Origin of the sequence: Achromobacter sp. ES-001 (genome assembly GCF_019448355.1) — a bacterium.
Lineage (GTDB): Bacteria > Pseudomonadota > Gammaproteobacteria > Burkholderiales > Burkholderiaceae_B > Achromobacter > Achromobacter spanius_B.
In genome coordinates this window covers 1,499,166-1,511,521 of sequence record NZ_CP079940.1, presented here as the reverse complement: position 1 = coordinate 1,511,521, position 12,356 = coordinate 1,499,166, and the positions used below count along the sequence as shown (strand labels likewise).

General features: G+C 65.9%; 11 protein-coding genes. 4 read left to right on the top strand and 7 right to left on the bottom strand.

Features of this window, described 5'->3' with window-relative positions:
* The first annotated feature begins 25 nt into the window (after window positions 1-25).
* Window positions 26-889 carry an NAD-dependent epimerase/dehydratase family protein gene (locus KYT87_RS06745; protein ID WP_219991890.1) on the top strand — a complete coding sequence of 288 codons (864 nt, stop codon included), beginning with the start codon at window positions 26-28 and terminating at the stop codon, window positions 887-889.
* 185 nt (window positions 890-1,074) lie between these two features.
* Window positions 1,075-1,419, top strand: coding sequence for an antibiotic biosynthesis monooxygenase (locus tag KYT87_RS06740; RefSeq protein ID WP_046802630.1), 345 nt, complete (start codon window positions 1,075-1,077; stop codon window positions 1,417-1,419).
* Window positions 1,420-1,431: 12 nt separating this feature from the next.
* Here KYT87_RS06740 and KYT87_RS06735 read toward each other — a convergent pair whose 3' ends face one another.
* The 5 genes from KYT87_RS06735 to KYT87_RS06715 are packed head-to-tail and all read right to left on the bottom strand — an operon-like array spanning window position 1,432 to window position 7,737.
* On the bottom strand, window positions 1,432-3,240 hold the full coding sequence (locus tag KYT87_RS06735) for an ABC transporter ATP-binding protein (RefSeq protein WP_255593976.1): 1,809 nt from the start codon (window positions 3,238-3,240) through the stop codon (window positions 1,432-1,434).
* Window positions 3,237-4,073 (bottom strand): ABC transporter permease, encoded by an 837-nt coding sequence (locus tag KYT87_RS06730; RefSeq protein WP_104143054.1) that lies wholly within the window; start codon window positions 4,071-4,073, stop codon window positions 3,237-3,239. Before KYT87_RS06730 ends, KYT87_RS06735 begins: the two co-directional genes overlap by 4 nt.
* A gap of 7 nt (window positions 4,074-4,080) precedes the next feature.
* Window positions 4,081-5,025, bottom strand: a complete 945-nt coding sequence (locus KYT87_RS06725) for an ABC transporter permease (RefSeq protein ID WP_046802627.1) — start codon at window positions 5,023-5,025, stop codon at window positions 4,081-4,083.
* Between the two features lie 6 nt (window positions 5,026-5,031).
* A complete protein-coding gene (locus KYT87_RS06720; RefSeq protein WP_219991889.1) occupies window positions 5,032-6,615 on the bottom strand; it encodes an ABC transporter substrate-binding protein in 1,584 nt (527 codons plus the stop codon).
* Between the two features lie 21 nt (window positions 6,616-6,636).
* The gene (locus KYT87_RS06715; RefSeq protein ID WP_219992604.1) at window positions 6,637-7,737 is read right to left on the bottom strand and encodes a C45 family peptidase; all 1,101 of its coding nucleotides are present in this window, start codon (window positions 7,735-7,737) and stop codon (window positions 6,637-6,639) included.
* Between the two features lie 192 nt (window positions 7,738-7,929).
* On the opposite strand from KYT87_RS06715, the gene KYT87_RS06710 reads away from it, so the two are divergent.
* Window positions 7,930-8,814 carry a GntR family transcriptional regulator gene (locus KYT87_RS06710; RefSeq protein WP_046802625.1) on the top strand — a complete coding sequence of 295 codons (885 nt, stop codon included), beginning with the start codon at window positions 7,930-7,932 and terminating at the stop codon, window positions 8,812-8,814.
* 160 nt (window positions 8,815-8,974) lie between these two features.
* Window positions 8,975-10,300, top strand: a complete 1,326-nt coding sequence (locus tag KYT87_RS06705) for an aspartate aminotransferase family protein (RefSeq protein WP_219991888.1) — start codon at window positions 8,975-8,977, stop codon at window positions 10,298-10,300.
* 37 nt (window positions 10,301-10,337) lie between these two features.
* On the opposite strand, the gene ltaE is transcribed toward KYT87_RS06705, so the two are convergent.
* Together ltaE and KYT87_RS06695 are read right to left on the bottom strand one after the other, a co-directional pair.
* The gene (ltaE, locus tag KYT87_RS06700; protein ID WP_219991887.1) at window positions 10,338-11,348 is read right to left on the bottom strand and encodes a low-specificity L-threonine aldolase; all 1,011 of its coding nucleotides are present in this window, start codon (window positions 11,346-11,348) and stop codon (window positions 10,338-10,340) included.
* A gap of 57 nt (window positions 11,349-11,405) precedes the next feature.
* Complete coding sequence (locus KYT87_RS06695) at window positions 11,406-12,293, bottom strand: DMT family transporter (RefSeq protein WP_143215205.1); 888 nt, start codon at window positions 12,291-12,293, stop codon at window positions 11,406-11,408.
* Window positions 12,294-12,356 lie beyond the last annotated feature (63 nt).

Below are 12,356 nucleotides of genomic sequence, written 5' to 3'. Positions count from 1 at the left end.
TGCCTTTTTTTTCAGGCGGCACATCATGACTGAACGCGTATTGCTCATTGGCTGCGGTGACCTTGGCCAGCGCGTGGCCCGGCGTTTCCTGGCGCGCGGCGACCACGTGCACGCGCTGCGCCGCCAACCGCCCGAAGACGACAGCGGCATCCAATGGCTGCAAGGCGACATTACCCGCGCGGATTCCCTGCCCGCGTTGCCATCAGGCGTGACACGGCTGATTCACCTGCCCGCCCCCGGTGGGCGCGACCCGGCCTTGTATCGCGGCGTCTTCATCGACGGCTTGCAGAACGTGCTGAACCTGTTGGACACGTCGCGGCTCAAGCGCGTGGTGTTCGTGTCATCCAGCGCCGTGTATGGCGAACACCATGGCGACTGGGTCACCGAAGACACGCCGCCCGCGCCGCAAGGCTTCAACGGCAAGATTCTGCTTGAAGCAGAAGCCGCGCTGGCCGCGCGCGGCCTGTCGTCTACCGCGCTGCGGCTGGCGGGGCTGTACGGGCCTGGCCGGCTGCAATTGATCGAACGCCTGCGCAGCGGCGCGGCGGGCGCGCCGACGCAGCCTGAACATTGGGCCAACCGTATCCATATCGACGACGCGGCCGCCGCCGTGCTGCATCTGGCGCTGTTGCCCAAGGTTGAACCGGTTTATATCGGGTGCGACGACACCCCGCTGCCACTGCACACGCTTTACGCCGATCTCGCTGCCATGATAGGCGCGCCCGCGCCACGTATCGCCCCTGCCCCCGCCAATGTGGGCAGCAAGAAGCTCAGCAACGCGCGGCTGCGCGCCAGCGGCTTCACGCTGCAATGGCCGGACTCACGCCAGGGCTACGCGGCGGTGCTGCGCGTAGCGGGCGCCCGCGTGCCGGACACGCCGCAGGCATAGTTCGGCCGGCATCGAATCGTTGCATGCCCGGGCGGCGGATACTGGCAGCCGGATTTCCTATCGGGCGCGCTGCTCCATCTGCTGCACGCAGGCGCCGACGCGGCCGCCCTGGCATCCCGCTTCCGGTATCGGCCGCTGCCCAACGCACGCGTGCCGCAGTTTGCATTTTCAAAGGAACCCGCACCATGATCGCCGTGATATTCGAAGTTGAACCCGCCAATGGCAACCCAGATCCCTATCTGCACATTGCCGCCGGTTTGATCGACGAGCTCAAGGCCATCGACGGCTTCATCTCGGTGGAACGCTTTCAAAGCCTCAGCACGCCGGGCAAGCTGCTGTCCCTGTCGTTCTGGCGCGATGAAGACGCCGTCAAGCGCTGGCGCTCGCTGGAGTCGCATCGCCGCGCCCAGGAAGCGGGACGCAGCGGCGTGTTCCAGAACTATCGGCTGCGCGTCGCGCAGGTGCTGCGCGACTACGGCATGAACGCGCGCGACGAAGCGCCCGCCGACAGCCGCAGCCGGCACGGCTGACGCGTCAGGCGGCTACCGTTTCGGCCAACGCCACGCCGGCTGCCAGCGCAACGCGATGCGTGGCGCCGGATGCGGCCACCGCGTCATGGCAGGCGCGGCCTCGTCCGCGCTGCGGGACGGATCAAAGTAGTCCGCATCGGCGCGGCGCGTGCCGGCGGGCAGCTCGCGCACTTGCACACGGAATCCGTCTGCCGCATTGCCGCGCAATTCGGGCACGGCCTGCAACAGCCGGCGCGTGTACGGATGCGTCGGATGGTCGAACACCTCGTCGCGCGATCCTTCTTCGACGATATGCCCGCGCAGCATGACGACCACGCGGTCGGCGATCTGCTCGACCACGCCCAGGTCATGGGAGATCAGCAGACACGCAAAGCCATAGGAACGCTGCAATGACATCAGCGTTTCCAGAACCTGCTTCTGCACGGTCACGTCCAGCGCCGACACGGGTTCGTCCGCGATGATCACTTCCGGCCGCATCACCAGCGCCCGCGCAATGGCGACGCGCTGGCGTTGCCCGCCCGACAGCTCATGCGCATAGCGCTCGGCATAGCCGTCGCCCAAACCCACATCGCGCAACGCCTGATCCACGCGCTGTTGCCGGGCATCCGGCGTGATGCCCGCTTCCAGCCGCAGCCCCTCGCCCACCAGCGCGCCGATGGTCATGCGCGGATCGAGCGACGAGTACGGGTCCTGGAAGACCATCTGAATGCGGCGGCGCGCCGTGCGCCAGATGCCACCCTCGCCGCCCGGCGGCAACGCTTGCCCATCCAGCGCAATGCGCCCCTGCGCCTGCGGCACCAGGCCCAGAATCGACATCATGACGGTCGTCTTGCCACTGCCGGATTCACCCACGATGGCCAGCGTTTCACCGGGCGCCACGTGAAAACTCGCCTGATGCACGGCGCGCACGTAGCGCTTGCGGCACCAGCCACCGCGTACGGCGTAGTCGATGGCCAGTTGATCCACCTGCAAGATCGGCGCACCCGTCACAGGCGCGCGCGCCGGGCCGCGTTTGGGCAGCGCGTCCAGCAAGCTCAAGGTGTACGGGTCCGCCGGACGCGACAGCACTTGCGATACTTCCCCCGTTTCCACCGCGCGCCCCCGGCACATCACCAGCACGCGCTGCGTGTACGCGGCCACCAGCGCCAGATTGTGGCTGATGAAGATCAGCGCCGTGCCTTGCTCGCGCGTCAGCTCGACCATCAGGTCCAGCACTTCTTTTTGCACGACACAGTCCAGCGCGGTGGTGGGTTCATCGGCGATCAACAGGCGCGGCTTGAGCAGCATGACGCCGGCCAGCAGGATGCGCTGCCGCATGCCGCCCGAGAATTCGTGGGGATACCGCTTCATGCAATCGCGCGCATCGCGCACCCGCACGCGTTCCAGCATCTGAACGGCCGCATCCCAGGCCGCGCTGCGCGTCATGCCCCGCCGCAGGACCAGGGCTTCTGTCAGCTGTTCGCCCACGCGGAACGCGGGGTTCAGGGACACCATGGGTTCCTGGAACACCATGCCGATACCGGTGCCGCGCGTGGCCTGCCAGTCGCGCGCACTTTGCGGCAGCACGTCGCGGCCGTCGAACAATGCCTGCCCGTTAGTCATGCGCGCGGCATCCGGCAACAGGCCCAACAGCGCCTTGCCGATCAGCGTCTTGCCGCTGCCGGATTCGCCCACGATGGACAGCGATTCACCCGCCTTCAGGTCAAAGGACACGCGGTTTACCACCGGTGCGGCATCGCGCTTGCCGGGAAAGCGGATTTCCAGATCGCGCACCGACAACAAGGGCGCAGCGCCGGCCAGGGAAAGGTCAGGTGCGTTCATGCCGTCACCCCCCGCATGCGCGGATCCAGGCGGTCGCGCACGGCGTCGCCCAGCAGGTTGATGCCCAGCAGGCTTAGCGAAATCATCGCGCCCGGAAACAGCGCCAGCCAGATCGCCTGGTCCATGGCGTTGCGGCTTTCGGACAGCATGCCGCCCCACGTCGCCAACGGTGGCGGCACGCCGAGCCCCAGAAAGGACAAGGCGCTTTCCGCCAGCAGCGCCGACCCGAAGATGGACGTTGCGAAGATCAGCAGCGGCGCCACGCAGTTGGGCAGCACGTGGCGGAACACCGTCCACAGGCCGCTATGCCCGGTGGCGCGCGAGGCGATGACGAAGTCACGCTGCCGCAGCGACAGCGCCGCGCCGCGCGCAATGCGCGAGACGGATGGCGAATACGCCAGGCCCAGCGCCAGCACCACGCCCCACTTGGACGGCCCCAGCACCGTCATGATGCCCAGCGCCAGCAGCAAGCCGGGAAACGCCATCATGGAATCGACCAGCACGCTGATGCCACGATCCACCCAACCGCCCGCATAGCCCGCCGCCACGCCGATGGTCGTGCCCAGCACCAAGGCCAGCAGCACCGAGAACACGCTGACCGCCACGCTGACGCCCGCGCCCGCCATCAGGCGCGACAAGACGTCGCGACCAAACTCGTCGGTGCCCAACCAATATTCGGACGACGGCGGCGAAAAGCGCGCCAGCAGATCGCCTTCCAGCGGATCGTGCGGCGTGTACACCAGCCCCACCAGCGCCAGCAGCACCACGCCCGCCACCAGCGCGCCGCCCACCACGGCATTGGTATGTTTGAAACCCGGTTTGAAACCCGTCATGACGTTCCTATTGAAGCTTCACGCGCGGATCGAACAGCGGATACAGCAGATCCACCACCAGATTGACCGCCACGTACAACAACGCAATAAACAGCAGGCAGCCCTGCACCACCGGGTAGTCCCGTGCATAGATGCTTTCCACCAACAGCCGGCCGATCCCCGGCAAGGTGAAGACGGTTTCGATCACCGCCGCGCCCGACAACAGATGGCCCAGCATCAGGCCGATGACGGTGAGCGTGGGGCCGAAGGAATTGGGCAACACGTGCCGCAGCATCACGCGCTTTTCGGGCAGCCCCTTGGCGCGCGCGTGCGCCACGTATTCCAGCCGCAACGTTTCGATGGTGCTGGCGCGCATCATCCGCGTGATCGCGGCAATCTCGGTCAACACGATGGCGCATACCGGCAGCACCAAGTACTTCAACGCGCCCAGACCGCTTTGCGCCATCGACTCAAAGCCATACACGGGCAGCCAGTTCAGCTTCACGCCAAACAGCCAGATCAGCAGAATGCCGACCCAGAAGCTGGGCATGGACACGAACAGTATCGAGGTGGAAACGATGGCCGTATCCGCGCGCCGGTTTTGCCGCCACGCCGCAATCATGCCGGCGGGAATGGCCACCAGGCAGGCCAGCAACGTTGCCGTCAACACCACCTGCGCCGTCACCGCGAAATGCGTCAGGACCAGGTGCATGACGGGCTCGCGGCGCGCGATGGACATGCCCAGATCGCCATGCAGCGCATTGCCGACCCAGATCAGGAACTGCTCGCCCACGGGGCGGTCCAGGCCCAGGGCGTGGCGCATTTCGGCCAGCAGCGCGGGGTTGTCGATGTCGCCCAGCATCAGCGATGCGGGGTCGCCGGGTATGGCGCGGATCATGCCGAAGACCAGCACTGTCACCACGATGATCGTGGGCACCGCCGCCGCGATGCGCTTGGTTAGATAGCCCAGCACGGCGCCTCAGTTCTTGGTGACGTTGAAGAAACGCGGCTTGCGCAGCGGCCAGCCGGTAAAGCCGTGAAGCTGGCTGGATACGACGACGTAGCCGGGCTTGTTGTAGTACATCAGCAGCGGCGTATCGCGCAGCATCAGCGCGTGCAGCTTGTCGAACGCCTGCTTGCGCGTGGCCGTGTCGGACTCGGCCTCGATGCCTTCAAGCAGGGCCGCGGCCTCGGGGCTTTCCCATTGCGCCATGGGCGTCCTGGACTTGTCGCCGATCACGTCGCGATACATCAGCGCGGGCTCGGTGCGCGCCGAATACGCAAAGGCCATCAGTTGGAACTTGCCTTCGCGAAAGTTCGTGACCTGCGTGCCCCATTCCAGCATGTCCAGCTCGGTCTTGATGCCAGCCTTGTTCAGCAACTGCTGGGTGACCACTGCCACGCGGTACAGGTAGGGATAGCGCTTGTTGGCCTGCAACTTCAGCGTTTCGCCTCGGTAATTGGCGGCCTGCAACAGGCGCTTGACCTCGTTCAGGTTCTTTTCGTAGCCCGCCTTGTCGGCCTCGGAGTAGTACACGCTTGCCGTGGGCACCAGCGACGGGTTGTACGCCGCCTGACCGTTGTTCAGCGCGCGGGCGATGGCGGGAAAATCCAGCGCCAGCGCGATGGCGCGGCGCATGTTGACGTCGGACAGTAGCGGCGCGCGCGTCTGCATCAACAGGTTAACGGTATCCAGCCCTTGCTCGGTGACGATGGACCAGCGCGGGTCTTTCGCCGGCAGGTTGTCTTCGTCGGCGTTGTAGGCGTCAACCTGGCCGGCCATCAGCGCGGCCTTTTGCGCGGCGGCGTCCGGAATCACCACAAAGCGCACATTGGCCGATGCCACTTTCTTGCCGGCCATGCCGCTGGCCGCCTCGCTACGCGGCACATAGCCGGCATACGGCGTCAGCAGCACATATTGTTCTTTCTTCCATTCGGCCAGTACGTACGGGCCGGTGCCGATGGGCTTGATCCACTTGCCGTCGGCGTCGACGCTTTTCGGGCTGAGCACCGGCATCGGGCATTGCACGCTGGCCATCTGGTCCAGGAACAGCGCATAGGGCGCATCCAGCGTGAAGACCACGGTGCCGGGGTCCGGCGTTTGCACGTCCACCACCTTGGCGCCCTTGCTACCGTCGTAAAGGTTCTTGCAGGCGTATTCGGATTGCGCGCCGGTCAGGTAGCCGTACGTCCATTTGACGTCGCTTGACGTCATCGGCGAGCCATCGTGGAAGGTCACGCCCTGGCGCAGCTTGAAGGTATAGCTGCGCTTGTCGTCGGACAGCGTCCAGCTGTCGGCCAGCATGGGGCCCACGCTCATGTCCGCGCGCAGCGCGACCAGCGATTCGACCACGTGAGCCAGCACGTTGTCGGTGGACGTGTTGCGCGAGCGGCCGCCGGGCACGGACGTGGGCGTGCCCGAGCCTTCGGCGTAGCGGATCTCGGGCAGCGGGGACGACGCGGGGGTTTGCGTTTGGCTCAGCCCCGGCAGGCCCGTCAAGGCGCCGGCCAGGGCAGCGGATAACATTAGCGCGCGCTTGCCGCGCAAGACTTTCGACGTCATGAAATGGTCTCCTGGCGCGGCTTAGAACAGCCGGTATTCAGCAAAATTGCGGCCCTCATAGGGCTTGCGTGCAATCCACATCACGCCGCTTTCCGGCTCCATCAGCGTGGTGGCCACGGTGGCCGAAATGCTGTCGAAGCTGGCCGGCTTGGGCGAACGCAGCACGCCGTCGGGCGCGGCGAAATCATCGGCCAGGATGCGCTTGACGGCATCCCAACCGACCTTGCCGCCCTGGCGCGCAAGCATGTCCTCAACGCGTCGCTGGCGATAGATGGAATCAGGGTTGGCGGCCAGGCCCTTGTCGAACAACTTGGCGCGCGCGGTCGGGCTGATCCAGTGGTTGGCATGCACCAGCAGGCCGTCCTGCGGCGTGATCCAGAAGATTTCGTCCGGCGCGCATTCCAGGTCCACGGCCTCGCCCTGTGCCTGGGCCAGCATCAGGTTGTTGGAGCAGAAGCGGCGCGACGCCCACAGCACTTTCATGGCGTTGCAGATGTTGGTGGCTTCCAGCATCTTGCGGCGCACCAGCACCAGCGGCACCTGTGCGGGCCGTTGATAGTCTTGTTCGCAAGACAGGAAATTGCCGGACAGCGATACGCCCGCGCTGTTGAAACCGTGGCGCGCCAGGCTGCCCGCCTCGGTGAACATCAACAGGTCGGGCCCGTCTTCACGGCGCATGCGCACGACGATGCCGGTGTCGACGCATTCTTCGCGCCAGTCCCAGTTGTGGGCGTGCATCAACTTGCCCTCGGCGCTGGCTTCGGGCAATACGACCAGGCCGGTGCAGCCGTCGTCCAGCCCCTTGCGGGCCCGGCCCAGTTCGGCATGGCCGAACATCATTTCGGTGCGGCAGTTGATGACCACCACGTCTTCCAGCGACTGTCCGGCGCCATCGGCAATGCCGCGCAATTCTTCCAGGTAGGCAGCGTCGTAGTCGCCCACCACCGGCACCATGGCAGCGGCCAGTTCCTTCAGGCGGGCGGCGTCCACGCCACGGCGTTCCAGCTGGCCCCGATACAAGGCCACGCTGCGCGCCACGTGTTCCGGCACCGCCGAGCCATGCTGGCGGCCGCGTTCATAAGGACTGCCCTGGACGTCGACCAGGGGAAACGGGGTAGGCATCGTCACGCTAGCAAAACTCCGGATAGGGCCGAACGGCGGCCTGGGTGATACGGTCAGAATCGACGGCCAAATTTTGTACTAATATAGTAAAAAGTTCAATATTAGGGTTTGCCCGGGCCTGATTCAAAAGCGATGGCGCTCCGGTACCATTGCCCTACGATCCTTGCCTGCCCTTTTCCCCTCTGACGCGCCATGCCCCCCGCCGCTCCTGCCCGCCCTACTCCGCTGCAAGTCGACCTGGCGCGACACATCGCCGAAGACATCGTGGCGCGGCGGCACGAGCCCGGCGCACACCTGTCGGAAGAAACACTGGCGGCCGCTTACGAGGTGTCGCGCACGCCAGTACGCGGCGCGCTGCGCCTGCTGGCCGCTCAAGGCTTGATCACGCATCGGCCCAACAGCGGCTATACCGTGTCCGACCATGCTGCGGCGTCAGCGCCCCCGGCCATTGAAGGGGCCGGCCCCACGCAGGAAGAGCTGACGCGCCAGTTGATCGATGACCGCGCGTCGCGCCAACTGCCCGAGACCTTTACCGAACGTGATCTGTTGCAGCGCTATGACGCGCCGCGCAGTGTGCTGGCCAAGACCTTGCTGCAACTGTCGGCGGATGGCCTGATCGAGAAGCGCAAGGGGCATGGCTGGCAATTTGCCCCGTCGCTGGAAAGCGCCGAAGCGCTGAACGAAAGCTATCGTTTCCGCATGACGGTGGAATGCGCCGGGCTCCTGGAGCCCACATTCCGCGTGGACAAACCGGCGCTGGCGCGCATGCGGGCCGCGCATGAGGCCTTGATCCAGCGCGACGACGCCGACATTTCGGCTACTGAATTTTTTGGCCTGAATGCGTCGTTCCACGAGCTCCTGGCGCGGTTCTCCGGCAACCGCTACATCCTGCAAGCGGTGCAGCAGCAAAACCACCTGCGCCGGCTGGAAGAGCACGCTGCGTTCTATCGCGACGCGCGTTTCGTCAATTCCAGCAACGAACACCTGCAAATCATCGACGCGCTGGAATCCGGCGACCAGGAATGGGCGTCGCAATTGATGCGCCGCCACCTGAAAGCGTCGCTCCAAGCCTCCTGACCCGCTTACCCCCCCGCCTGCGCCCGCTTCGGCCAGGGTGGGCTCGCGCGCGACTGCATGATGCGCCGCGGATGGGCCTGCGCGACGACTCGTATTGTATTTATCGATGTATTAATACAAAATAGACGAACCTGAACTCTCCTGAAGCAGGATCGTCCCCATGTCCTCGTCCCCCTCCGCCCTTTCTCAAACCGACGCCTATTGGATGCCGTTTACCGCCAACCGGCGGGTCAAGCGCAACCCGGTACTGTTTGCCGCCGCCGAAGGCATGCACTACATCCGGCCGGACGGCCGCCGCGTCCTGGACGGCATCGCCGGCTTGTGGTGCGTGAACGCGGGCCATCGCCGCCCGGAAATCGTGGAGGCCATCGCGCGGACCGCGCACGACCTGGATTACGCACCGTCGTTCCAGATGAGCCATCCCCTGGCCTTTGAACTGGCGGACGCGTTGTGCGCCGAGGCGCCCGACGGCTTTTCCAATGTGTTCTTTTCCAACTCGGGATCCGAAGCGGTGGACACCGCGCTGAAGATTGCACTGGGCTATCACCGGGCGCGCGGCCAAGGCCAGCGCGTGCGGCTGATCGGGCGCGAACGCTCGTATCACGGCGTGGGGTTCGGCGGCCTGTCCGTGTCGGGCATCGGCGGGCATCGCAAACCCTTTGGCAATCTGCTGCCCTATGTGGACCACCTGCCCCACACCTATGATCGCCAGCAGATGGCGTACACGCGCGGTCAGCCGGATTGGGGCGCGCACCTGGCCGACACGCTGGAGCGCATTGTGGCGCTGCACGACGCCTCGACCATCGCGGCCGTCATCGTTGAACCGGTGGCCGGTTCCACCGGCGTGATCGTGCCGCCGCGCGGCTATCTGCAACGGCTGCGCGAGATCTGCGATGCGCACGGCATCCTGCTGATTTTCGATGAGGTGATCTGCGCATTCGGACGCATCGACGGCGCGTTCGCATCGCCCTATTTCGGCGTCAAGCCCGACATCATCACCAGCGCCAAGGGCCTGACCAACGGGGCGATTCCGATGGGCGCAACGCTGGTGCAGCAACACGTGTACGACGCCTTCATGCAAGGGCCGGAAAGCGCCATCGAGCTCTCGCACGGATACACGTATTCGGGCCACCCCGTGGCCTGCGCGGCGGGCTTGGCGACGCTGGACATCTGCCGTCGCGAGGGCTTGTTCCAACGCAGCCAGGAACTGGCGCGTTACTGGGAAGACGCCGCGCACAGCCTGAAGGGGCTGCCGCATGTGGTGGACATCCGCAACATCGGCCTGCTGGCCGCCATTGAACTGGCGCCGCTGGAGGGTCAGCCGGGGCAGCGCGCCTATGCCGTGCACAACGCCTGCCTGGAACGCGGCTGCCTGATCCGGTCGGCGGGCGACACGATGCTGCTGTCGCCCCCGCTCATCATCGAACGCGCCCAGATCGACGAGCTGTTCTCGGTGCTGGCGGACGTGCTGCGCGCCGGCGCCTGACGCTGCCCGCCGCCCCCTGGGCCGCTATCAGCCGCTATCAGGCCAGGTGGCGCGCCACCGCCTGCACCACGCGCTGGACGTCGTCGGCCGACACGTCCAGGTGCGTGACCAGGCGCGTCGGCCCGCCGTACACCGCGCGCATCAGGATGCCTTCCTTGCCCAGCGCTTCGGTCAGCGCATCGCAACGGGACGGCTGGAATTCCACGAACAGCATGTTGGTGTCCTGGCTCAACACCTTAACGCCGGCAATGCCGCGCAGGCCTTCGGCCAAGGCGCGGGCATTCTCGTGGTCTTCTGCCAGGCGCGTCACATGATGGTCCAGCGCATACAGGCAGGCCGCGGCCAGCACGCCGGACTGGCGCAAGCCGCCGCCCAGCATCTTGCGCCAGCGGTGTGCGCGACCGATCAGTTCCGCGCTGCCGACCAGCACCGAGCCCACGGGCGCGCCCAGGCCTTTTGAAAAACAAATGGAAACCGAGTCGAAGGGCTGGCACATGTCGGCCAGCGGCTTGCCACTGGCCACCGCTGCGTTGAACACACGCGCCCCGTCCAGGTGCGTGGCCAAGCCTTCTTTGCGCGCCCAGTCGGTGGCGGCCTGGATGTAGCCGGCGGGAATCAGCCTGCCGTGAAACGTGTTTTCCAGCGCCAGCAAACGCGTGCGCGCAAAGTGCGGATCGCCCTGGGGCTTGACGGCGGCCGCCAGCTTTTCCAGCGGCAAGGAACCATCTTCGGCGTGCTCGATGGGCTGCGGCTGGATGCTGCCCAGCACGGCCGCGCCGCCGCCTTCGTACTTGTAGGTGTGCGCCAGCTGGCCCACCAGGTATTCGTCGCCACGATCGCAATGCGCCATCAGCGCGGCCAGGTTGCTTTGCGTACCCGACGGAAAGAACAGGCCGGCCGCCTTGCCGGCGCGCTCGGCCACGGCAGCCTGCAACTGGATCACGGTGGGGTCGTCGCCCATCACGTCATCGCCCAACGGGGCGGAAACCATGGCCTGCAACATGGCGGGCGTCGGTCGTGTGACAGTGTCGCTACGCAGATCGATCATGGGGAATCCTTGAGAGGGAAAAAGGAGATCGGGAAGGGAAATCGAAAAGCCCGCGGATTACGCGGCGCGGGCGGCGGGCGCCGCGCGGCTGACCACGAAGATGCCGGCCAGGATAAGAACCATGCCGCCCAGCTCGCCCAGCGACGGCCGTTCGGACAGAATGGCCCACGCCAGCAACATGGCCACAACAGGCACGCCCAGGCTGGACAGGCCGGCGATGGATGCGGGCACGCGGCGCACCACTTGCAACCACAGCAGCCAGCCGGCGGCTGTGGCAATCAAGACGATGTAGGTCATGCCCGCCCACAACTGCCAGCCCCACTGCGCGCTGATCTGCGGCACGAGATACGCCACGGGCACCATGACCAGCCCGCCAAACAACATCTGCCAGGCCGTGAACGTCATGACGTCAGGCGCGTGCCGTTCGAACATGCGCTTGGACAGCACCGTGCCCACGCCCCAGCACAGGCCGCTGCCCAGGCCCAACAGCACGGGCCGGATATCGCCCAGGCCATTCCAGGGCTCCACGAAACAGATCAGGCCGATCGCCGCCAGGCCGATGCCCACGCCATGCTTGGCGGATGGGCGTTCGCCCAGCAGCCACCACGCAAACAGCACCACCCAGAACGGCATGGTGTAGGCCATCAGCGATACCTTGCCCACGCCGCCCGACACCAGCGCCGTCTGCACGAAGCCCTGGAATCCGGCCGTTTGCGTCAAGCCGATCAGCAAGGTCAGCTTCCAGGGCGGCATGCCCAGCGGCCGGCGCGTGGCGATGGCTAGCGCGAACAGCACCAAGGCGCCCACGACGTATCGCAACGCCACGAAGTCGAACGGGCCGATGTAGGGCACGATCAGTTTCATCGCTATCCAGCTGCCTGCCCAGACCACGATGGTGCTGAACATCAGGGCTAGCCCTGCGCGATCGAAACTGCTGCGGCTCACGTCCATGGCTCCGTCTTGTGAGGGGAATAAAAGAAAAGACGCCCGGACCGGCGCTTACCGGTG

Excerpts from the sequence above, each read along its gene's own strand:
- KYT87_RS06715 (WP_219992604.1), bottom strand. The coding sequence starts at position 7,737 with ATGCCTACCCCGTTTCCCCTGGTCGACGTCCAGGGCAGTCCTTATGAA.
- KYT87_RS06730 (WP_104143054.1), bottom strand. The coding sequence starts at position 4,073 with ATGACGGGTTTCAAACCGGGTTTCAAACATACCAATGCCGTGGTGGGC.
- KYT87_RS06740 (WP_046802630.1), top strand. The coding sequence starts at position 1,075 with ATGATCGCCGTGATATTCGAAGTTGAACCCGCCAATGGCAACCCAGAT.
- KYT87_RS06745 (WP_219991890.1), top strand. The coding sequence starts at position 26 with ATGACTGAACGCGTATTGCTCATTGGCTGCGGTGACCTTGGCCAGCGC.
- ltaE (WP_219991887.1), bottom strand. The coding sequence starts at position 11,348 with ATGATCGATCTGCGTAGCGACACTGTCACACGACCGACGCCCGCCATG.
- KYT87_RS06720 (WP_219991889.1), bottom strand. The coding sequence starts at position 6,615 with ATGACGTCGAAAGTCTTGCGCGGCAAGCGCGCGCTAATGTTATCCGCT.
- KYT87_RS06710 (WP_046802625.1), top strand. The coding sequence starts at position 7,930 with ATGCCCCCCGCCGCTCCTGCCCGCCCTACTCCGCTGCAAGTCGACCTG.
- KYT87_RS06705 (WP_219991888.1), top strand. The coding sequence starts at position 8,975 with ATGTCCTCGTCCCCCTCCGCCCTTTCTCAAACCGACGCCTATTGGATG.
- KYT87_RS06735 (WP_255593976.1), bottom strand. The coding sequence starts at position 3,240 with ATGAACGCACCTGACCTTTCCCTGGCCGGCGCTGCGCCCTTGTTGTCG.